The following is a 20698-nucleotide window of genomic DNA, read 5'->3' as shown; positions in this document are numbered from 1 at the left end:
CCTCAGAGCGCGCAGGAGAGTGACAGTTCCTGGGCGGGACGGAACCCCGAGCTGGCCAGGAAACGATTCAGGTCAAAATTCTCCCACTCCACTTCGGTGCGCACATTTTCCACCTGCAACGAGGCCAGGTTATCCATCAACTGGGCCATCAGGGCGGAGCCGATACCGGCCCCCTTGTACTCCGGCCCGACACCCAGGGTATCGACCACGGCGGTGGACTCGGCACGGCCAAAGCTGCCGTAGTCAACCCGCGCCATTACAAACCCGGCCACCAGACCGTCCTGCTCGGCCACCATGGAGACACGAACACCGCTATCCGAAATCACTTCTGCTACCTTTTGCGTCAGATAGGTCTCACGATCCTCATTGGTGATATGTCTGTCAATCCGGCGAATCGAATCCAGGTCGGATTCAGCCAGTGAACGTACCGGGCGAAGTTCGATATCATCTTCCTCGTCCAGCGCCAGCGGGCTGGTATCCCGGGTCAGCACATTGCGTGCCGCCAAGGTGAAACCGGCGTTGGCAAAGTAAGCCAGCAGCTCCTGCTGATGCCAGTTGGCCTGGGTGCGCAGGCTGCCGCAACCCCGTTTAGCCGCCTCTTGCTTGAGTGCATTCATCAGCAGCATGCCGACACCTGAACCCTGCTCACCGGGTTGCACACCGAGAGCATCGATCACCGCCACCGGCTGATGGGTGCCAAACTCACCCTTCAGCACATGGGCGAACAGGAAACCACAGAGCTGGCCATTCACACTGGCGACGAAACTGATATGGGTCTCCGGAGAGCGGCCCATCGCCTGCAGGCGTTTATTAAAGAATTCCGGGCGCGCATCGCCGCCGAGATTTTTGTCCAGTCCAATGACCTGCTCAATATCGCCTTCCTGCATTGGCTGTATCTGGCATTTTTTTTCCGACATCTCAACCCCTCCGGGTATTTTGTTTAGCATGCTGATGCACCAATGTGCACCGCCTGGCCAATACGGCGGGCAAGCGACTCCACTGCGGATTGGTACGGCCTGATCCGATCCGCGGGAGACGGTTGCCCGGCTTGACCTTCAGTCAACTCAGTGCAGCGTCTCGTACTTCGCCTGCAGCTGTTCCTGGGTCTCCTCAAAATCCGGATTGGGTACGATACAATCCGGTGGGCAGACCAGCTGGCACTGTGGTTCGTCCTCGGCGCCGACGCATTCGGTGCATTTCATCGGATCGATCACGTACATCGGATCACCCGCCGTGATGGCATCGTTCGGACACTCGGTCGGGCAGGCATCACAAGCGGTGCAGTCTTCATTAATCATAAGGGCCATAGCAATTTCTCCTTACGTGGGATAGATGATTATGACGCGATTGCCAGTGAGCCCTGCTCAGCCAGCTTCTCGTAACGATAGGCGCCCCAGATGGCGGCACCGATGGCACCAGCATAAGGAGAATCCGGATGGTTCACCGCCTTGGTCGGAATCTTCATTTTAACCATGGAGGCGTTGATGGAGTCCATCAGCCCCTCGTCCAGCGCCAGACCGCCACTGAGGAATGTCACACCCTCGTTAGCCTTGATTACGCGCAGCAGTTTTACCAGTCGACCCGCCATGGAGTCATGGATTCCACGCAGGATATTGGGTGCCGAGATGCCGCGCGACACCATGTTGATCACATCGGTCTCCGCCAGTACCGCACAGATACTGGATACATCTTCCGGATTGTCAGCCTGCTTGGAGAGTTCACCAATCTCGTTCTGGGCAATACCCAGGTAACGGGAGATATTCTCCAGGAACTGGCCCGAGCCGGAAGCACACTGACTGGTCATACGATAGGTCAACACCTTGCCGTGCTCATCCATCTTTACCGCTCGACCATTGAGCGCGCCCATATCCAGCACCGAGCGGGACTCGGGGTTGAGGTAGATGGCGCCACGGGCGTGTGTCGTCATGGAGTAGAAGTGACCGGTAGAGAACTCGATGTTCTCACCGTCGCCGGTGGTGGCGGTGTACTGAACATCCGACTCTTTAAGCCCGGCCTCTTCCAGCACCTCGTCGTAGGCGCGCCGCGCCAGCTCCTTCGGATCGCGTTGACGGATCTTGTCATTGCGACGGGCCACCCACTCATAGTTGTCCCCATCTGTTTTGAACAGAACGGTTTTAATACAACCTGAGCCAACATCAATGCCTATACTTGTCGTCATGCTTATGCCTCCTCTACGGCACGGCGGGCAAACTCTGCACCACCCAGTGCCCCGGTATAAATTGAATCCGGGTCGATATTGATCTGCACGTCGCCATAGTTCTCCTGAACCAGTTCGCGCAACTGTTTGACAGCGGCCTCGTTCTTGGCCACACCACCGGTAAAGGTGAATTCATCATCGATACCGCCGGAGCGGGAAATGATCGACATGGCGCGCAGGATAATGGCGCGGTGCAGACCGGCCATGATGTCCTCACGTTTCTCACCCAGCGACAGGCGGTCGCGCAACTCGGCACCGGCAAACACGGTACAGGTAGAGTTGATGCGCACGGTCTTGGTGGCTTGCATGGCCATCGGTCCCAGTTCGTGCAGGCCCAGGTTCATCTCGTCCGCGATGTAACCGAGGTAGCGACCGCAACCGGCGGCACAACGGTCATTCATCTGGAAGTTGACCACGATACCCTTGTCGTCGATCTGGATACCCTTGGTGTCCTGTCCGCCGATATCCAGCACGGTGCGGGTCTTGGGATACATCAGATGAGCGCCCAGACCGTGACACAGAATCTCGGAGCGAATGTGCTCTTTCGGGAACGGCAGACGTACGCGGCCATACCCGGTGCCAACGACAAAGGTCTCTTCCAGGTCCAGATCCAGCACGGCCTTGATGGCCTTCATCACATCAGCCGGATCGACACTGAGATCAGTCTCTTCCTCCAGCACCTTGGTCAGTGCCCGCAGGAATTTCCCTTCCATGTCGGCATTCGGTGGACGGTTCTCCACCTCAATAATCGACTTGTCATAGATATTGATCAGGGTATCGAAATTCATACCCATCTCTTTCGCGGTCGCTTCGGCAATGTTCATGTACTCAGAACCTGCCAGATCCCTGAAGAAGTCAGACTTGCGCACCACGCCCGGTCCAAACAGACCTTTCAGCTTGTCGGCCAGGCGGGCAAAGGCCACATCCAGCACGTCACAGATCTTCTCTTTCTGTCCCGGATAGCGCAGATCTCCCGCATTGTTCGCGCAGGTCTGATGCAGATCTTCCAGCTGCTCCAGGAACAGCTCCAGACGGAAGTGACGCTCCAGGTTGAACAGCAACCGGTCGATCTTCTCGCCTTCAAGCCCGGCCAGCCCTTCCAGCTGGCGATGAAACAGGGTCAGACGTGTACTGATGAATGCTTCCAGTTTCGCCACGCGGCTGGCGGTATCATAGTTGGAGCGGGAGTTGGTAATACCACGTCCCAATACTTCGCCTTTTTCGTCCATTACCACCGCCTTGGTGGTGGTGGAACCCAGGTCAATGCCTATATAACACTTCATGCTCAGGCCCCCTTAAGCTGTCTTTCTGCTGGAACGACGTTTCTGATCGACCATCTGGAAATAACTCTCCAGGCGGTTTTTCACATTGGCCGCGGAGAAGTAACGCGGGTCAACCAGATCAGTCTCTACAAATGCACCCGGTTTACCGGTGCGTTTCTCGATTTCGTTCATCATCATCAACTGGCCGGCAGAGAAGCTGTTGCAGCTCTTAATCGAGTTGATGAGCAGACCATCGGCCTGATACTCATTCATGTATTTCTCGATCAGGTCAACACGGCTGGGCATGTTGCGGTTGGTGTAGCAACCCAGGCAGTAGTCGGCCAGGGACTCCAGCGGGTTGGTCGGGTCATGACGGAAACCCTCGTCATACACGCCGCCCACCTTGGTGTAGGTGCTGGCCACAACCACGGCGCCCTCGTCATAGAACATCTTCCAGAACTCGCGGAAGCTGGTCCAGTTTGGCGGACCTTCCACAACCAGGCGGTATTTCTCTTCACCCATGTCACCTTCCGGGGTGATAGGTCCAAGACCATCCTTTAACCGCTGCTCGATCTCACCGCGCAACAGCTGATAGTACTCAATGGCATCCTGGGTACCGCGGAATGCGGTGAAGATCGGGCCAATGTAGTAGACACCACCGAAGTAGGCATCAATGGGTGAACGCACATTCTTGGCGCTCTCCAATACCCAGACCAGGTCGTCTTCCGCCTTGGCGGAACGGGCCATGTTCTCCCGCAACCGGTCGATATCAAACTTGACGCCCGAGGTCTTTTCCAGTGCCGGAATCACCTCCTCCTTTAACTGCTTGACCACAAAGTCACGCATGTTGTCGGTAATGACACCGTCGCCGGTATAGGGCACCTGCAACATGACGGTGTCGCAGTTGTACTCCTTGCGCAGCAGCTCGAACCACTTCATGAAAGTAAAGCAGCCGGTGTAAGAGAGCAGCAGCAGATCGGGGTTTGGCATCACCTTGCCATTGGGGGCAATGTTGCCCTTGGACATCATGCCGATGTCCGCCTTCACGTAGGTACAAACATCCTCTGAGTGACCACCGCGTTCGGCATCCATGATCATGCCGCCGCTCTGCTTGCGCATGCCGTTGTTGATCGCATTAATCTCCGGCAGATTATTGAGCAGGCCGAAGCTGCTGATCAGCTCGTTCAGGTTTCCCGGAACGAAAGTTGAGACGATCTTTTTGCCGGTTTCAGGAGCACCGGTGAGTGCATCGTAGTTGCCTGCGATCATCTCTTTCTGCTTGAGCATCGATGCGTCTTTGATCGCTTCTGGTTTGGTTGCAGTATTCATAGTGATCTTAGCTCCACAGCTTGAGGGAATCGGCAAAGGTACCCGCCTGTTCGCGGATCGGCTGCATCTGACCCGAGTTCTCTGCATATTTAAAGGAGATGTGCGGTACATCATTCTCGCTCATCTTGGCGGCCAGCAGGGGGCGTTCCAGCAGGGCCGGGTCACAGAAACTCGGCGCGGCGAAGATCACACCTTCCGCCTTGTTTTTCCTTACCGAGTCCAGTAGATACTGACCAACCTTCTCCTGGGTGTCGCAGTATTTGGCGGAAGAGTCGGCCGAGTGATGGAGGAAGGCATCCGCCAGGTTCTTGATCGGGTCACCCTCCGTGGGCACCTCTTCCATCAGCCAGCGGTTGACCAGCATGTAGTCATCATCCACCACATAACAACCGGCCATCTCGATCGACTTGATCAGGTTCAGCGGCGGCTGTTCACAGAACGCACCACAAGTGATGATGCGACAGTTATCGCGGATCGGACGATCCTCTTCCTGGGCCGCTGCCATGTAGTCGGTCAGCATCACAATATGCTCTTCAACCGGCAGTACCTGACCGGCACGCATCAGCAGATAGACCTCGGAACTCGGCACCTTCCAGGGCTCGTCGGAACGCATGGCGTAGACATCACGCACCAGTTGACGGTGCTGGTTATAGATGGCGATGGAGTTGCTCAGCGCCTCATCGGTAATCTTGTTACCGGAGAGCTTCTCCATGTCATGGCGCAGCTCCTGCATCTCCCTCTGGTAATACTCGCCACCGATGTCATCGCGGTAGTTCTGCGGTACGTCAAAATACTTGGCATAGACGTTCGGCTTCATCAGCTTCCACATACCGGAGAGGTTGCGGATTACGTCGCAGATGCTGGGGAACAGCATGCCATCGACAAAGTCGAGACGACCGGTCAGGCCCAGTTCAATGGTGGAACGGGGGATGCGGCAGATGTAGCTCTGGTAGAAGGCGTCACCATGGATCACCTCCAGGCCGTCACCACCACCCAGGATGCCCAGGGGCAGCATGCCGGCGGCATGGATGATCTCCTCCGGAATGTACACCGGCATGAATCCAACCACTTTGCGACCGGGAGCCGCCTCTTTCCAGGCACGTGATGCAGCGAAAGTAGTATCTTCATACAACTCTTCACAGCGTGCGATTATCTCTGCAGTACTCATACTTACCTGTCCTCCCATTTGGCTGGACGTTTCTCAAGGAACGCATTTAAACCTTCTACAGCATCATGACTGGCCATCAGACCGTCCAGATAAAGGGCTTCAACGCTTGCCAGTTTGGCTTTGATACGCGCCACCACATCACTTCTGGCCGCCTGCACTGCAAAACGCAGCGAAGAGGCCGAATGGGGCGCAAGGAATTTGTCGAAATAGGCGATTGCCGCTGCCTCGGGATCTTCGGCAACCTGATTAACCAGCCCCATGCTCAGGGCCTCGTCACTCTTGACGCTGCGACCGGAAAACAGCAGGTCTTCCGCGTTGGCCAGACCGATTCGCTCGGGTAGCAGGCAGGAGGCCGCCGGGGCGAACACCGCCAGCTGTATCTCCGGCTGACCCAGACGCGCATCGGGCGCGGCAAACAACTGGCTGCCGGCCGCGACCACTTCCAGGCCACCGCCCAGACACTGACCCCGGATGGCTACCAGGATCGGCACCGGGAAATCCAGCATGGTCTCAATCAGGCGATGCAGGCTGCGCAGCATGGCAGCGCAACTGCCGGGCAGATGCTCCTCCACACTGGCGCCAAAGCTGAAGTGGGGACCTTCAGCATCCAGCAGCACAGCGCGCAACGAAGCCTGCCCGGCATATTGCTCGAAGGCCGTCTGCAGTGCGCCGATCATGGCGGCATCCACAATATTGGCCTTGGGCCGGTTGAGCCGCAGCCGCAGCAGCGCCCCGTCCCGGTCCATCCAAACCTTGAGCGGCGAATCGCTCATGCCTCAGCCCTCCTTACCCGGCATCAGGCTCTCGATCAGCTCGGGAGTCCAGGGAGCCGCCTCTGCCAGGGCCTGGCGCAGGGCGACAAAGTCGATCTCACGTCCCACCTCGCGATTGCCTTCATTGAAGGCACGGAAACCGGTGCGGGCCTCGTTCATCATGTTCAGGGCCAACCAAGCCCGGGAGTTTTCCTTGTTGCGGTTCCACGCCTCCAGTTTCGGTTTGCGCAGTTCCTCAAGACTTTTGGTCATGCACTCGGGGAAGGTCTCGATCAGCTTGGCGCAGAGATCTTCCACCGCCTGGTCCAGCAGGCTCAGATCGATCTCGCCCTGCTTGATCAGTGCCTTGGCCGCCTTGGCCTCTTCGCCACTCTTGAACTCACCGTGCACGATGCGACCATACTCATCCAGCATCTGGTCGGTGACCGCCATCGGGTTGGCGACAAACTTACCGTCCACCTTCAGGGCCGGTACGATCTGGGAGACGATACCCAGGCGGTACGCCTTGTGTGCCGAGAAGGGCTCACACAGCGTGCCGGAAACCATCGCCTGCTCGCAGCCGATCATGACCGGCAGGAAGTCGGTAGCGCCGCCAATGGCCGCGGAACCGTGCTTGGGACCAGCCTGGCCGAAGTTGGCCAGATCCTGTGCCACGGAGTAATCCGCCGCCATGCCGATCTCCTGTCCGCCGCCGATACGCATGCCATTGACCCGGCAGATCACCGGCTTGTCGCAGCCCAACATGGCGCTGACCATGTCGTTAAACAGGCGCATATACTGACGGTATTCCTGCGGGTTGCCGGCATAGTACTCGGCATATTCCTTGGTATTGCCACCGGTACAGAACGCCTTGTCGCCGGCACCGGTAAACACCACGGCGTTCACATCACGGGCGGAACTGGCGGCACGGAACGCGAGGATCACGCCCTTCACCATCTCAGTAGTATAGGAGTTATATTGGGCCGGGTTATTCAGGGTGATCCACATGTTGTAGAGCCCCTCTGCCACGGTACCGTCACGGCGCTTGGCAGGCCGTTTCTCGACCAGCAGTCCCTCGAAACTGAGTTCAGGAACCAGGTTATGGTCAACCATGGCGGCCGGCTTGGTGTTATTGATAATGCTGCGTGTTGAATCTCTCATAATACGTCCCCTTTAAAGATTCGGAACCAGAATGGCACGCTCGGTCAGAAGGTGGCCCTTGGCCGCTTCAAACACCGCGTTGATATCGTTTAACGAATGAAGTTTCACAAAGGGCTTCATCTGAATCTTGTTCTGCATCACCAGATCAAGCGCTTTTGGATAGTATTCAGGCAGGCAACCCCAGTTGCCCTGCAGGCGGGCGCTGAAGGCCATCAGATTTGACAGCCGCAACTCCAGCTTGGCCATGGTAAAACCGACCACCGCCAGATGGGAGCCGTAGGTCAGCAGACTGAAGGCGGTCTCCTGACCCGGAGCCGAACCGGAACATTCAAAAATCTTCCACTCGGTGGCACGCAGCCCATTCGACTTCACATGCTCTTTAATCAGCTTTTTGATCGCACGGGCATCGTGCTCCTTGGCGTTCAGGGTCAACTCGGCACCAAAATCCTTCAGCTGATCCAGCTTGCCCTGATCCACGTCGATAGCGACCACATGGGCCCCCATGGCGTTGGCAATCTGCACCGCGTAGCCACCGACACCGCCAACACCGATCACAATGGCCACATCACCCTCATTGATCCCGGCCAGCACCGCGGCCTGGTAGGGGGTGGTCACCGCATCGGCCAGCACCGCCACTTCGGCCAGACTCATACCGGCCGCCTCGAGCTGGGCCTCATCCACCGGACAGAGTCCGCGGGCCGGCACATTAATATGGGAAGCGAAGCCGCCCTGGATATCGTTACCCGGCATCTTTTGGCTGCGGCACATGGTACCCAGGCCGCGCTGGCAGAGATCACACTCACCACAGGGCATCACCGCGGGAATTACCACCGCCTTGCCCAGCATGGCCTCGGCACCTTCTCCACAGGCGACTACCCGGCCGCTGATTTCATGCCCCAGGGTCAGGGGCAACTCGTGGTTGGTACGGACACCGTCATATAGAAAACCAAGATCGGTATGGCAGACACCGCAGCCGGCCACTTCCACCGTTACCTCACCTGCCACTGGCGTCTCGAAAGTGCACTCCTGCTTGGCGAAAGGCTCGCCAACAGCAGTCATTTGCCAACGGTATCCATTAATACTCATAGTCTGCTCTCTCCGAAATTTTCATTTCACGCACTTACGCTGTGGCAATGAATTATATTTCACTTTCAACCCTTGTCAACCTAAAATTGTGTACTATATTTCCTTTGACACGACCCATTTCATGAAATATGATTCATTTCACCTGCAACCAATCGGGTAAATCCCAGCAAAATCCTGCGATATATATCATATTTATAAGGTATATCTAATGAACAATTCTGCATCCACCGAGACCGCCAAAGGCAGTTCCACAGGCGCTCCCCGTTCACTCTCCATTGCCATGCTCGGCAGTGGAGGTTCCGGTGTCATGACTGCCGGCCAGCAACTCCTGGACGCAGCTGGCCAGGCCGGCTGGTACGGCATGATGACCCGTTCATCGGGCCCACAGATCCGCGGCGGTGAAGCCGCCGCCCTGCTGCGCCTCTCCCCTCAACCCGTGGAGACCCACAAGGGTCGTTTCGATATCCTGCTGGCCATCGACTGGCTGAACGCCGACCGTTTTGTCGGCGAGATCATTCTGGACAGCAACAGCATCGTGATCGGCGATGTGGGCGGCCAGGTACCTGATGCCATCAGCAATATGGGTGGACGTTATGTGGAACTGCCCCTGAGCGAACTGGCCAAGGGCATCACTGGCGGACGCCCCAACATGGTGGCGCTCGGCGCTCTGGCGCAGCTGATCAACCTGCCGGTGGACGCCCTGGAAAAGGTGTTGACCAAGTCGTTGTCAAAAAAAGGCGAGGCGGCTATCGAGGCCAGCATGTCTGGCGTCAGGGCCGGTATCGAGCAGGCATCCGCTATTCCTGATATCCCGGAATTCCGGATTGAAGCCAACTCCCAGGTGGAGCGCTGGAGCATCACCGGCAATGAAGCCGCCGGCCTGGGCGCGATCCGCGGCGGCGTGCGCTTTGTGGCGGCCTACCCGATCACCCCCGGCACAGAAATCCTCGAGTGGCTGGCACCCAATCTAAAGAAGGTGGGCGGCGTACTGGTGCAGGCGGAAGATGAACTGGCCTCGATCAATCAGTTGATTGGCGGCTCCTTCGGCGGCACTCCCTCGCTCACCGCCACCTCCGGCCCCGGTCTGGCGCTGATGATTGAATCCATCGGTCTGGCCGTCGCCTCGGAGACGCCGGTGGTCGTGGTCGACGTCATGCGTGGCGGCCCCTCCACCGGTATCCCGACCAAGTCGGAACAGAGCGATCTCAACATCGCCCTCTACGGTCTGCACGGTGACGCACCCCACATCGTGGTCGCACCGATGTCGATTGGCGATTGTCTGTTCACCACCCAGTGGGCCACCCACCTGGCCGAAACCCTGCAAACCGCATCGATCGTGCTGTCCGATCAGTCACTGGGCCAGACCCGCGCCCTGATCGACCGGCCGGCCGATATAGCGTTTGTCTCCGGCGGCCGCAAGATCACCAGCAAGGCGGAAGATTTCCGTCGCTATGTGGTCAACGAATCCGGCGTTTCTCCCATGTCCATCCCGGGCACACCGGGCTGCCAGTACACCGCCGACGGCCTGGAACACTCCCCCACCGGCACTCCCTCCAGCCGGGCCGAGGACCATATCCAGCAGTTGAACAAGCGCAAGCGCAAGCTTGACCAGTTTGACTATGGTGATCACTGGGCCAAGATCGAGGGTAAAGGCGACATGGCGGTACTGACCTGGGGCTCGAGCACCGGGCCGGTCAGCGAGGCGATCGACATGCTGGCGGCGGAAGGCCACAAGGTCAGGCTGATCAGCATGCGTCTGCTGTCACCGACACAACCGGAACGCCTGGCGGCCGCCCTGGCCGGCGTGCAACGCACCCTGGTGGTCGAACAGTGCCACGGGGCACAGTTCTATCACTATCTGCGCGCCCATTATGACCTGCCATGCGAACTTCGCTCCATGGCCGTCCCCGGCCCCCTGATGATCCGTCCCGATGATGTCTACAGCGAACTCAAAGCGTGGGAGAACGACTAATGGAAACAGCAAACCCCTGTCCCAGCCTGAAACCGAATGAATACAAATCCGGCACCAAGCCCGTCTGGTGTCCCGGGTGTGGTGACTACAGTGTGCTGCTGGCCATCACCAAGGCGATGTCCGAGATGAACCTGGAGCCGGAAAACGTCGCGCTGGTCTCCGGCATCGGCTGCTCCTCGCGTCTGCCCGCCTACCTTAACGTCTACGGATTCCATGCCGTTCACGGCCGTGCGCTGCCCGTTGCGACCGGTCTCAAAGTCTCGCGTCCCGACCTCACGGTACTGGCGGCGGGTGGCGACGGTGACGGTTTCTCCATCGGCGGCAACCACTTCATGCACGCCTGCCGGCGCAACGTGGATATGACCTATATCGTCATGGACAACCAGGTCTATGGCATGACCAAGGGCCAGGCATCCCCCACCACCGATCCCGATTGGGACAAGAGCAAACTGACCCCGGGTGGCACCAAGATCAATCCCTATTACCCGCTGGTGATCGCCCTCGCCTCCGGTGCCAACTTTATTGCCCGCGCCTCCAGCACCGATCCCAACGGCGCGGCCAAGGTACTGGTGGACGCGATTCGCCATCCCGGCTTCTCCTTTGTGCACATGCTCAGCCCCTGCGTCACCTTCCGCCCCGAACAGAAGGACTGGAAGAAAATGGTGCGCGCGGCGCCGGTCGAGCCGACCAAGGATCCGGCGGTCGCCGCCAAGCGGCTGATGACCGATGACAACTTCTTCCTCGGCACGCTGTACAAGGGCGACCGGGCTGCCTATCAACCGGAGCTGAAAACCACGGTTGAACACCTGTCGGACCTGGAACAGGGGTTCGTGTTGTGACCGGGTCACAGATCGACAGCAAGGTCGAACTACTTGCCCGCACCCTGGCCATGCTCTCGGAAATGGTTGAGCGCTATGACCTGTTTGCCGACCAGATGGAGGTGATGAACAATCCGGAAGCGGCGGAGCTCTTCCGCTGGCTGGAAAAAAAGCAGAATAGCCGTACCCGGGTGGTGCAGGAACTCAGCGAAGGACTGACCCTGCCACATATCCCACCCTGGGATTACAACTGGGATGACGCCATCAATACCGAGGTGCCGGGACACAGCAGCGCCCACTATATGATGACGCCCTACCACACCCTGACCCTGGCAATGGATGTCGAGCAGAGTGCCGCTGACCTGTTCCGACAGATCGAACAGGGTTCGACGGTTGCGGAGGTACAGAAACTGGCGCGCAGCTTTGCCCGGGAGGCCAGTGAATTCCGTGACTACCTGAAACAGAAACGCGCAGCGCATCCAGTGCCTGAAGCAGGCTGGGACGAGGATGAGGATCCACCCTTGCTGCTTGAGTAAAGCAACAGATAGTTTCTTTAATAACTTTTTAAAAAGGAGATTATCACGTGGTCGACGGGGTTCGTTTTACTCGTCAGATTCTGCGGACTTTACATCTGACCACGTACCATCCCAGGATCATCTGACAATTGTCAGAAACAACTCAATTGGAACAAAAACCGGTTGACGATTGCACCAAATAGTTTATTTTGAAACTAAATCAATAATAATAAATGCGAACATGAAAACTGTATCGGATTGTCACTGACAAGACGATTCAAAACCCTTACTTGAACAATAACAGACGAAGGCATAGGCAATGAAAGAGAGCTTGAAGGAAGGACTGGCAAGAACCGACCGCTACGAGATTGACAAGGCTCGTACCGTAAACTTTGTCGGCAACGACTGCGCGGTCTATTCAACACCCAGCCTGATCTACGATATGGAAGTGACCAGCCGCAACCTGCTGCTGGAGCATCTGGATGCAGGTGAGGACTCGGTCGGCACCCGGGTTGAAATGGATCACACCGGCGCCACCCTGCTCGGTATGTGGGTGGAGATCACCAGCACCATCACCGAGGTAAAGGGTCGCATGGTGAGCTACGAGTTCACCGCCCGTGACGCGCTGGAGAATGTCGCCAGGGGCAAACATACCCGCTTTATCGTGGATACCGAGCAGACCGCCGCACGGCTTAAATCCAAGGCCGCAAAAGCAACCAGCTAAAGGCAGACAGCCATGACCACTGAATCACCCACAGGCAAGACCAAGATCCCGACATACTGTTATCAGTGCGTCGCCGGTCCCGACCTGCTCAACGTCCGGGTCGAAGACGGTATCGCCACCGAGGTGCAACCCAACTTCGACGCGGCGGACTGCACACCGGCCGCTGGCAAGGTGTGCGTCAAGGCGTTTGGACTGATTCAGAAGGTCTACAATCCGCATCGCATTCTCACCCCGATGAAGCGGACCAATCCGAAGAAGGGGCGCAACGAAGATCCGAAGTTTGTCCCGATCAGCTGGGACGAGGCGCTGGACACCATCGCCGACAAGGTGAAACAGATCCAGGTCGAAGGCAAGACCGACGAGGCGGGCTACCCCAAGATCGCCGCCAGTTTCGGCGGCGGCGGCACCTCCACCTACTACATGGGCACCTTCCCCGCATTCCTCAGTGCCATCACCCCGATCGACATGGGATTCGGCAGCGGCCAGGGCGTCAAGTGCTACCATTCGGAGCATCTTTACGGTGAGCTCTGGCACCGCGCCTTCATCGTCACCCCGGATACACCGAAGTGCGATTACATTATCTCCTTCGGCATGAATATCGAGGCCTCCGGTGGTGTGTGCGGTGTAAAACGGCATGCCGACGCCCGCGACCGGGGAGTCAAACGGATTCAGGTTGAACCGCATCTCTCCCAGACCGGTGCCGCCTCCTCCGAATGGGTGCCGATCAGGCCGAAGACCGATCCGGCATTCATGTTCGCACTCATCCATGTGCTGCTGCATGAGCAGCGCGACCGCCTGGACAAGGTGTTCCTGCGTGATCGCACCGGCTCCCCCTACCTGGTGGCGCCCAACGGCTACTACCTGCGTGACCCGGAGACCAAAAAGCCGCTGATCTATGACCTGAAAAGCAAGCAGGCGGTGCCCTTTGATACGCCGGATACCGAACCGGCCCTGGAGGGACAGTACATCCTCAGCGGCATCGAGCTGGGCGCCGACGAGGATCGCTGGGAGCACCAGGATATCAAGGTCACCACGGCCTTTGAGAAACTGGTTGAACACATGAAGCCGTTCACCCCGCTATGGGCCGGACGGGTCTGCGATGTGGACCACAAGATCATCCGCCGCATCGCCCTGGAGTACCTGGATCACGCCCGCATCGGCGAGACCATCGAGGTGGACGGGCGCACCATGCCGCTGCGCCCGGTCGCGGTCACCCTCGGCAAGACCGTCAACAACGGCTGGGGCGGCTTCCACTGCTGCTGGGCCCGTACCATGCTGGCAGTGCTGGTGGGTGCACTGGAAGTGCCGGGTGGTACCATCGGCACCACCGTGCGTATCAACCGCCCCGCCTCCGATCGCAACGACAGCGTCAAGCTTTCCGAGGACGGCTTCCTCGCCTATCCGATGAATCCGACCGACAAGGAGAACTGGGTCGCCAAGCCGGAGGTACGTAACGCCAACCGCACCCTGGTGCCGCTGGTCGGTAACTCGGCCTGGAGCCAGGCCCTGGGGCCGACTCATCTGGCCTGGATGCAGCAGGAGAAGGGGCCGGAGCATTGGCCACAGGCCACCAAGCCGGCCCTCTGGTTCGTCTATCGCACCAATCCGGCCATCTCCTTCTGGGATACCGAGCAGATCACCGAAACCATCGCCACCTTCCCGTTCACGGTCTGTTTCGCCTATACCCGCGACGAGACCAACCACATGGCGGATATCCTGCTGCCGGATCGCACCGACCTGGAGGGGCTGCAGCTGATCCGTATCGGCGGTACCAAATTTATCGAACAGTTCTGGGATCATCAGGGCTTTGCCCTGCGCCAGCCGGTGACCGAGCCGCAGGGCGACACCCGCGACTTTACCTGGATCAGTACCGAGCTGGCACGACGCTGTGGCGTGCTGGAGAAGTACAACAAGGCCGTCAACCGCGGCGCCGCCGGCGTCGCACTGAAGACCGACTATTACGATTTCAGCCTGGACGAGAGCCAGGCCCACGACGTCGAGACCATCTGGGACGCCAACTGCAAGGCGGCCAGTGCCGAGATTACCGGCGGCAAGGAGAGCCAGGGCCTCGACTACTACAAGGAGAAGGGCTACCGACTCACCGGCTTCCCGCGCATCAAGTGGTACCTCACCGCCAAGATGGAGGATGAGGGTGTGCGCTATGAACTGCCCTACCAGGAGACCCTGAAGCGGGTCGGCGTACAGCTGGGTCGGCGCCTGCACGAGCGCGGCATCAGCTGGTGGGACGAGCAGTTGGAAGAGTACGAGGGACTGCCCGACATGATGGATTTCCAGGCACTCTGGGAAGGGGCGCTGGAGCGCAACTTCGGTGTCGATATCAGCGATTATCCGTTCTGGCTGGTCACCTCCCGCAGTATGCAGTACGCCTGGGGCGGCAATGTCTCGATCCAGATGATCCGCGAAGTATCCCAGAACATCGGTACCCATGGCGGCCTGGTGATGAACACCGGTCAGGCGCACAAGCTGGGCCTCAAGGATGGCGACCGGGTGGAGATCACCTCACCGCTCAGCGCCACCCGGGGCATCCTGGTCACCCGCCAGGGCATCCGCCCCGACACCCTGATGCTGATGGGCCAGTTCGACCACTGGGCGACCCCGTTTGCCAAGGATTTTGACGTACCGAGCATGAACTCCCTGGTACCGATGCTGCTGGATCTGACCGACTCCAGCGGTTCCGGCGCGGATCTGGCCCGAGTCAAGATCAAGAAGATTGGAGATGCCAAATGACCCGTTATGTGATGGTCGCCGATATCAACCGCTGCGTCGGTTGCCAGACCTGCACCGCGGCCTGCAAGCACACCAATGCCACGGCACCCGGGGTGCAGTGGCGCAAGGTACTGGATTTTGAAGTCGGCACCTACCCCAATGTACGCCGCGCCTTCATTCCGGTGGGTTGCAACCACTGTCTGGATGCGCCCTGTGCCGATGTCTGCCCCACCCTGGCCACCTACAAGCGGCCCGACGGCATCGTCTCCATCGACTACGATCTCTGTATCGGCTGTGCCTACTGTATCCAGGCCTGTCCCTATCAGGCCCGGGACCGGGTGGACATACCCAACAAGGCCTATGGCAAGCAGTTCGGTCAGATGAAACATGAGCAGAAGGTGCCCCACAGCGAACGCCGCGCGGTGGCGCAGAAGTGCACCTTCTGCGTTGACCGCATCGACTATGGCACCGCCAACGGCCTCACGCCGGGCATCGACCCGGACGCCACGCCGGCCTGCGCCAACAGCTGTATCGCCAATGCCCTGATTTTCGGCGACATCGACGATCCGGAGAGCAACGTGTCCCAGCTGCTGCGCACACATGAATACTTCCAGATGCACGAAGAGCTGGAAACCGGCTCGGGCTTCTATTACCTGTGGGAACGTAAATAATGTTAGGTCCTACTCTACAGAAACGCTGGGACTGGCGCGCTGCCGGCAACTTCATCTGCGGCGGCACCGGCTCCGGTCTGCTGGTGGTCGCAGCCCTGTTGTCGGCCCTGGGGCTGCACACCACCGGCTACGCCCTGCTCGCCAGCGCCTTCGTCGCCACCGGCCTGGGTCTGGTATGGCTGGAGATCGGCCGCCCGCTGCGCTCCATGAACGTGTTCCGCAACCCGGCCACCTCCTGGATGACCCGCGAAGGCATGGTGGCCATGCTGCTGCTGCCACTGGGCATCCTCACCTTCTTTACCGGCTCCACTTCCCTGCTGATCCTGAGCGCCATCCCGGCGGCCCTGTTTCTGTATGCCCAGGCGCGTATCCTGCACATGGCCAAGGGCATCCCGGCCTGGCGCACCAATGCCATCAATCCGCTGATCGTGACCACCGGCCTGACCGAGGGCATGGGTGTGTTGCTGATATTTGCCGGGCTGGTGGAAGGCAACGTGGCCGCCCTGTTCGTCGGCTATGGCTGGATCATCGCCCTCTCGCTGGTATTCCTGCGCGGCGCGGCCTGGCTCAACTACCGCTACTCACTGGCCAACAACGCACCGGAGCAGACGCTGCAGGTGCTGGAACGGGCCAACATCGTCATCACCCTGCTTGGTATAGCCACGCCGCTCGTGCTGCTGTTCCTGGGCAAGAGTTACGCGGCCTATCAGTTACCGCTGGCGGCGGTAGCCGGATTTTTCATGGTGCTGTGCGGCTGGTTCTGCAAGTACCAGATCATCATCTATGCGGCCTACTACCAGGGCTTTGCCATCACTCACACCCCGGCGCGGGGCGGCGGCAAGCCCGGCCCCGGACTGAAACCCGGCTGGAGATTGCCACAATGACAATAACCGCAGTAGAACAAAAAACCACCCACGAGGTACGCCTGCATGGTCGCGGCGGACAGGGCGCGGTGCTCGCCTCCAAGATCCTCGCCAAGGCCATAGTCATGAGCGGACAGCATGTCACCGCCATCCCGGCTTTCGGCTTCGAGCGGCGCGGCGCGCCAGTGGCCGCCTTCTTGCGCTATTCCGACCGACCCTTGCGGGCGGTCACCAATATCTATGCGCCGGATTACATTATCTGTATCGATCCGAGCATCCCCAAGGCGGTGGATATTTTTGCCGGGGTGCAGCCGAACAGCACCCTGATCCAGGCCACGCGCCAGTCGGCCGAGTCCCTCAACTGTCCGGAGCAGATCACCAGGGTAGTGCTGTGCGATGCCGTCTCCATCGGCATGGAGGTATTCCGCCGTCCCATCACCAACACCATTATGCTCGGCGCCTTCGCCAAGGCCACCGGCATCGTCACCATGGAGGGACTGCGTGCCGGACTGGAGTCGGCCAACTTCCGCGACGCCGGCCTGGAGCAGAATCTGATCGCGGTCGAACGCGGCTTCAACGAATCGATAGTGAAACAGCGACAGGGAGGAGAGTGGGTATGAGCAACGACCCGGATTACAAGATGAAAGCCCACCCGCGTCCCGACATGAGCCAGGTACCGGACAACCTCTGCCCGGTCGCCATCATCGAGAACGGCATGCTGCCGGGCGACTGGCGCGCCGAGCGGCCAATCGTCGACCGCGCCAAATGCGTCAAGTGCGCCATCTGTTGGATCTTCTGTCCGGTACAGTGCATCGTCGAGAAGCCGGCCTGGTTCGATGTCAACTACGACACCTGCAAGGGTTGCGGTATCTGTGCCGTGGAGTGTCCGCACAATGCCATCAAGATGATTGAGGAGATCAAGTAATGGCCACGCCTGCCCTGAAGATGAAACACCCCGGCTGCGCCCAGTCCATTGTCTGTGACGGCAACGAGGCGGCCGCCTGGGCCGTCGCCCTGGCCCGCCCCGACCTGGTGGCGGTGTATCCGATCACCCCCCAGTCCTCGCTGGTGGAGTACGTCTCCCAGTTTATTGCCGACGGCAAGATACAGGCGGAACTGATGAACGTGGAGGGTGAGCACAGCGTGCTCTCCGCCCTGCACGGCGCCGCCCTCGCGGGTGGCCGCACCTATACCGCCACCTGCGGTCCCGGTCTCGCCTTCATGTTTGAACCGTACTGGCGCACGCCGGGCATGCGCCTGCCGATCGTCGCCTCGCTGGTCACCCGCGACGGCATCACCCCGCAATGCGTCTGGGGTGGCCAGCAGGACGCCATGACCATGAAGGAGACCGGCTGGATCCAGATCTACTGCGAGACCGTGCAGGAGGTGCTGGACACCACCGTCATGGCCTACCGCATTGCCGAGCATCACGACGTGATGCTGCCGGTGAATATCTGCCATGACGGCAACTATCTCTCCTACGGCGTCACCCAGGTGGACGTGCCGGAGCAGTCCGCTGTAGATGACTACCTGGGCGAGAAGGACGTCAACTGGCATGTGGCGCTGGATCCCATGCGGCCCATGGCCGTCGATCCGCTCACCGGTGGCGCCGGCGGTCCGGGGCCGAGCAAGTTCGTCGCCTATCGCAAGGGTCTCTGTGAAGGCATGCAGAACGCCCTCGGCGTGATCGAACAGGCCCATGCCGACTGGGCGGATATTTTCGGTCGCGACTATGCCCCGCTGGTGGAGGAGTACCGGCTGGATGACGCCGACTACGCCCTGGTCACCATCGGCTCCATGACCGGTGCCGCCAAGGATGCCATCGACAGCGCCCGGCTGCGCGGTGAACGGGTCGGCCTGATCAAGATCAAGACCTTCCGCCCGTTCCCCGTCCAGGCCATGACCCGCGCCCTGAAAAAGGTCGAGGCGGTCGGCGTGGTGGATCGCTCTGTGCACTACGGCTGGGATTGCGGACCGCTCTACCAGGAGGTACTGAGCTGCCTCTACCGCGCCGGCAAACCGGTTGCCTCCGGCTCCTTCATTGGCGGACTGGCCGGTGCCGACCTGACCGAAGCCCACTTCGCCCGCGCCATCGAGCGCACCGCGCAATTGCTGGCGGGTACTGAATTCGACGGCCCGGTGTGGCTGAACGAGAACGATTGAGGAGCACCCGATGAACACGACCCACTATCTCATCGCCGGTGCCAGTCATGCCGGCCTGGAAGCGGTCCACCGGATTCGCCTGGTGGATGAGACATCCCCCATCACCCTGGTGACCCGCGATGCCCACGCACCCTACTCACCCACCATCCTGCCCTACGTGGTGTCGGGACAGAGTGCCCCGGAGCGGGTGGTGCTGCGCAAGGCGGATTATTTCACCCAACACAACGTCACCCTGATCAGCGACAACGAACTGGTGGCCATTAATGAGAACGACCGGGTCGCCAGCCTCAAATCCGGCGACCAGTGGCAGTATGAAAAACTGCTGCTGGCCACCGGGGCCGACCCGATCATCCCGCCGATTCCGGGACTCAGCGAGACACCGTTCCATGTCCTGCGCACCATGCAGCACGCCATTGATCTGCGTGAGCATGCCGGCAAGGCAAAGCGCGCCGTGGTGCTGGGTGCCGGTCTGATCGGCATGCACGGAGCGGAGAACCTGCGCCACGCCGGTCTCGATGTCACCATCGTGGAGATGTGTGACCAGGTGCTGCCGGGTTATTTCGACCCGCGCGCCGCTTCGGTCATCGAGACCGCCTTCAACGACAACGGCATCCACATGGTGATGGGTAGCCGGGTAGTTAAAGTTGAATCGCAGGATAACGGCTGTCGGATCACCCTGGAGAATGGCAACAGCCTGGAGGCCGACCTGCTGCTGGTAGCCACCGGCGTGAAACCGCAACTCGATTATCTCAAGGGCACCTCGGTCCAGGTGGACCAGGGCGTCCTGGTGGATCGCAACATGCGCACCGACGCACCGAATATCTGGGCCGCCGGCGATGTCGCCCAGGCCGCCGACTTCTATGGCGAGGACAAGGTGATGATGGGCATCCTGCCGGATGCCGTTACCCAGGGCGCGATTGCCGCCATGGATATGGCCGAGGATCATGCACTCGCACCCTACGTGGGCGGTGTGCCGATCAACACCTACACCTTCTTCGGCCAACAGGCGATTTCGGTCGGCCAGTGCATGGCCGATGCGCAACTGGAAGAACTGACCCGGACCGATGACGATAACCAGCGCTACCTGAAGATCCTGCTCAAGGATAACCGGCTGCATGGCATCTCCAGCATCAATGAAGAGATGGATGCCGGCATCATGTGGCAACTGATCCTGCGCAAGATCGATCTCACCCCGGTAAAAGATGCCTTTATCGCCCGACCGCTGGAAACCGGCCGCGCCCTCATGTCCAGCACCTGGCGATAACGGGA

20 protein-coding genes are annotated in these 20698 nt (G+C 59.5%); 11 read left to right on the top strand and 9 right to left on the bottom strand.

Going from position 1 to position 20698, the window contains the following annotated elements; translation table 11 throughout:
• Nucleotides 1-2: 2 nt before the first annotated feature.
• From ACHZBF_RS00945 to had, 9 genes are all read right to left on the bottom strand, one after another.
• The gene (locus ACHZBF_RS00945; RefSeq protein ID WP_037375644.1) at nucleotides 3-917 is read right to left on the bottom strand and encodes a GNAT family N-acetyltransferase; all 915 of its coding nucleotides are present in this window, start codon (nucleotides 915-917) and stop codon (nucleotides 3-5) included.
• Between the two features lie 147 nt (nucleotides 918-1064).
• Nucleotides 1065-1307, bottom strand: a complete 243-nt coding sequence (locus tag ACHZBF_RS00940) for a YfhL family 4Fe-4S dicluster ferredoxin (protein ID WP_029134230.1) — start codon at nucleotides 1305-1307, stop codon at nucleotides 1065-1067.
• Nucleotides 1308-1336: 29 nt separating this feature from the next.
• Complete coding sequence (bcrD, locus tag ACHZBF_RS00935) at nucleotides 1337-2179, bottom strand: benzoyl-CoA reductase subunit D (RefSeq protein ID WP_029134229.1); 843 nt, start codon at nucleotides 2177-2179, stop codon at nucleotides 1337-1339.
• Nucleotides 2180-2181: 2 nt separating this feature from the next.
• Complete coding sequence (bcrA, locus tag ACHZBF_RS00930; protein WP_288106906.1) at nucleotides 2182-3501, bottom strand: benzoyl-CoA reductase subunit A; 1320 nt, start codon at nucleotides 3499-3501, stop codon at nucleotides 2182-2184.
• A gap of 12 nt (nucleotides 3502-3513) precedes the next feature.
• On the bottom strand, nucleotides 3514-4809 hold the full coding sequence (gene bcrB / locus ACHZBF_RS00925; RefSeq protein WP_029134227.1) for a benzoyl-CoA reductase subunit B: 1296 nt from the start codon (nucleotides 4807-4809) through the stop codon (nucleotides 3514-3516).
• Nucleotides 4810-4816: 7 nt separating this feature from the next.
• Complete coding sequence (gene bcrC / locus ACHZBF_RS00920; RefSeq protein WP_084610151.1) at nucleotides 4817-5977, bottom strand: benzoyl-CoA reductase subunit C; 1161 nt, start codon at nucleotides 5975-5977, stop codon at nucleotides 4817-4819.
• Between the two features lie 2 nt (nucleotides 5978-5979).
• A complete protein-coding gene (locus ACHZBF_RS00915; RefSeq protein WP_029134225.1) occupies nucleotides 5980-6750 on the bottom strand; it encodes a cyclohexa-1,5-dienecarbonyl-CoA hydratase in 771 nt (256 codons plus the stop codon).
• Between the two features lie 3 nt (nucleotides 6751-6753).
• Nucleotides 6754-7890 carry a 6-oxocyclohex-1-ene-1-carbonyl-CoA hydratase gene (gene oah, locus ACHZBF_RS00910; RefSeq protein ID WP_029134224.1) on the bottom strand — a complete coding sequence of 379 codons (1137 nt, stop codon included), beginning with the start codon at nucleotides 7888-7890 and terminating at the stop codon, nucleotides 6754-6756.
• A 12-nt stretch (nucleotides 7891-7902) separates the two neighbouring features.
• The gene (had, locus tag ACHZBF_RS00905; RefSeq protein WP_029134223.1) at nucleotides 7903-8976 is read right to left on the bottom strand and encodes a 6-hydroxycyclohex-1-ene-1-carbonyl-CoA dehydrogenase; all 1074 of its coding nucleotides are present in this window, start codon (nucleotides 8974-8976) and stop codon (nucleotides 7903-7905) included.
• A 208-nt stretch (nucleotides 8977-9184) separates the two neighbouring features.
• On the opposite strand from had, the gene ACHZBF_RS00900 reads away from it, so the two are divergent.
• The 11 genes from ACHZBF_RS00900 to padH all read left to right on the top strand — a co-directional run bounded on the left by ACHZBF_RS00900 (nucleotide 9185) and on the right by padH (nucleotide 20693).
• Complete coding sequence (locus ACHZBF_RS00900) at nucleotides 9185-10948, top strand: 2-oxoacid:acceptor oxidoreductase subunit alpha (protein ID WP_157606841.1); 1764 nt, start codon at nucleotides 9185-9187, stop codon at nucleotides 10946-10948.
• Nucleotides 10948-11787 carry a 2-oxoacid:ferredoxin oxidoreductase subunit beta gene (locus tag ACHZBF_RS00895; protein WP_029134221.1) on the top strand — a complete coding sequence of 280 codons (840 nt, stop codon included), beginning with the start codon at nucleotides 10948-10950 and terminating at the stop codon, nucleotides 11785-11787. The genes ACHZBF_RS00900 and ACHZBF_RS00895 overlap by 1 nt, the downstream gene beginning before the upstream one ends.
• The gene (locus tag ACHZBF_RS00890; RefSeq protein WP_029134220.1) at nucleotides 11784-12302 is read left to right on the top strand and encodes a ferritin-like domain-containing protein; all 519 of its coding nucleotides are present in this window, start codon (nucleotides 11784-11786) and stop codon (nucleotides 12300-12302) included. Before ACHZBF_RS00895 ends, ACHZBF_RS00890 begins: the two co-directional genes overlap by 4 nt.
• A gap of 298 nt (nucleotides 12303-12600) precedes the next feature.
• The gene (locus tag ACHZBF_RS00885) at nucleotides 12601-13005 is read left to right on the top strand and encodes a thioesterase family protein (RefSeq protein ID WP_321527421.1); all 405 of its coding nucleotides are present in this window, start codon (nucleotides 12601-12603) and stop codon (nucleotides 13003-13005) included.
• Nucleotides 13006-13017: 12 nt separating this feature from the next.
• On the top strand, nucleotides 13018-15753 hold the full coding sequence (locus ACHZBF_RS00880) for a molybdopterin-dependent oxidoreductase (protein WP_321527420.1): 2736 nt from the start codon (nucleotides 13018-13020) through the stop codon (nucleotides 15751-15753).
• The gene (locus ACHZBF_RS00875) at nucleotides 15750-16403 is read left to right on the top strand and encodes a 4Fe-4S dicluster domain-containing protein (protein WP_273438698.1); all 654 of its coding nucleotides are present in this window, start codon (nucleotides 15750-15752) and stop codon (nucleotides 16401-16403) included. The genes ACHZBF_RS00880 and ACHZBF_RS00875 overlap by 4 nt, the downstream gene beginning before the upstream one ends.
• Entirely contained in the window at nucleotides 16403-17287 is an 885-nt protein-coding gene (locus tag ACHZBF_RS00870) for a hypothetical protein (RefSeq protein WP_037375642.1), read from the top strand. The genes ACHZBF_RS00875 and ACHZBF_RS00870 overlap by 1 nt, the downstream gene beginning before the upstream one ends.
• On the top strand, nucleotides 17284-17886 hold the full coding sequence (gene padE / locus ACHZBF_RS00865; protein ID WP_273438695.1) for an NADH-dependent phenylglyoxylate dehydrogenase subunit gamma: 603 nt from the start codon (nucleotides 17284-17286) through the stop codon (nucleotides 17884-17886). The genes ACHZBF_RS00870 and padE overlap by 4 nt, the downstream gene beginning before the upstream one ends.
• Nucleotides 17883-18191 (top strand): NADH-dependent phenylglyoxylate dehydrogenase subunit delta, encoded by a 309-nt coding sequence (padF, locus tag ACHZBF_RS00860; RefSeq protein WP_051302454.1) that lies wholly within the window; start codon nucleotides 17883-17885, stop codon nucleotides 18189-18191. Before padE ends, padF begins: the two co-directional genes overlap by 4 nt.
• Nucleotides 18191-19429: an NADH-dependent phenylglyoxylate dehydrogenase subunit alpha gene (gene padG, locus ACHZBF_RS00855; protein WP_321527419.1), complete on the top strand. Its 1239-nt coding sequence runs from the start codon at nucleotides 18191-18193 to the stop codon at nucleotides 19427-19429. The genes padF and padG overlap by 1 nt, the downstream gene beginning before the upstream one ends.
• Nucleotides 19430-19439: 10 nt before the next feature.
• Nucleotides 19440-20693, top strand: coding sequence for an NADH-dependent phenylglyoxylate dehydrogenase subunit epsilon (gene padH / locus ACHZBF_RS00850; RefSeq protein ID WP_029134213.1), 1254 nt, complete (start codon nucleotides 19440-19442; stop codon nucleotides 20691-20693).
• The last annotated feature ends 5 nt before the right edge of the window (nucleotides 20694-20698 follow it).

The organism is Sedimenticola selenatireducens (genome assembly GCF_963675335.2).
GTDB lineage: Bacteria > Pseudomonadota > Gammaproteobacteria > Chromatiales > Chromatiaceae > Sedimenticola > Sedimenticola selenatireducens.
Note: the sequence above shows the minus strand (reverse complement) of the source record. Positions and strands in the feature narration are given on the sequence as shown.

Coding starts and splice junctions, on each gene's coding strand:
- ACHZBF_RS00885 (WP_321527421.1), top strand. CDS start 12,601: ATGAAAGAGAGCTTGAAGGAAGGACTGGCAAGAACCGACCGCTACGAG.
- bcrB (WP_029134227.1), bottom strand. CDS start 4,809: ATGAATACTGCAACCAAACCAGAAGCGATCAAAGACGCATCGATGCTC.
- oah (WP_029134224.1), bottom strand. CDS start 7,890: ATGAGAGATTCAACACGCAGCATTATCAATAACACCAAGCCGGCCGCC.
- ACHZBF_RS00875 (WP_273438698.1), top strand. CDS start 15,750: ATGACCCGTTATGTGATGGTCGCCGATATCAACCGCTGCGTCGGTTGC.
- ACHZBF_RS00895 (WP_029134221.1), top strand. CDS start 10,948: ATGGAAACAGCAAACCCCTGTCCCAGCCTGAAACCGAATGAATACAAA.
- ACHZBF_RS00900 (WP_157606841.1), top strand. CDS start 9,185: ATGAACAATTCTGCATCCACCGAGACCGCCAAAGGCAGTTCCACAGGC.
- padG (WP_321527419.1), top strand. CDS start 18,191: ATGGCCACGCCTGCCCTGAAGATGAAACACCCCGGCTGCGCCCAGTCC.
- ACHZBF_RS00915 (WP_029134225.1), bottom strand. CDS start 6,750: ATGAGCGATTCGCCGCTCAAGGTTTGGATGGACCGGGACGGGGCGCTG.
- padE (WP_273438695.1), top strand. CDS start 17,284: ATGACAATAACCGCAGTAGAACAAAAAACCACCCACGAGGTACGCCTG.
- ACHZBF_RS00940 (WP_029134230.1), bottom strand. CDS start 1,307: ATGGCCCTTATGATTAATGAAGACTGCACCGCTTGTGATGCCTGCCCG.
- had (WP_029134223.1), bottom strand. CDS start 8,976: ATGAGTATTAATGGATACCGTTGGCAAATGACTGCTGTTGGCGAGCCT.
- ACHZBF_RS00870 (WP_037375642.1), top strand. CDS start 16,403: ATGTTAGGTCCTACTCTACAGAAACGCTGGGACTGGCGCGCTGCCGGC.
- bcrC (WP_084610151.1), bottom strand. CDS start 5,977: ATGAGTACTGCAGAGATAATCGCACGCTGTGAAGAGTTGTATGAAGAT.
- bcrD (WP_029134229.1), bottom strand. CDS start 2,179: ATGACGACAAGTATAGGCATTGATGTTGGCTCAGGTTGTATTAAAACC.
- padF (WP_051302454.1), top strand. CDS start 17,883: ATGAGCAACGACCCGGATTACAAGATGAAAGCCCACCCGCGTCCCGAC.
- ACHZBF_RS00880 (WP_321527420.1), top strand. CDS start 13,018: ATGACCACTGAATCACCCACAGGCAAGACCAAGATCCCGACATACTGT.
- padH (WP_029134213.1), top strand. CDS start 19,440: ATGAACACGACCCACTATCTCATCGCCGGTGCCAGTCATGCCGGCCTG.
- ACHZBF_RS00945 (WP_037375644.1), bottom strand. CDS start 917: ATGTCGGAAAAAAAATGCCAGATACAGCCAATGCAGGAAGGCGATATT.
- bcrA (WP_288106906.1), bottom strand. CDS start 3,501: ATGAAGTGTTATATAGGCATTGACCTGGGTTCCACCACCACCAAGGCG.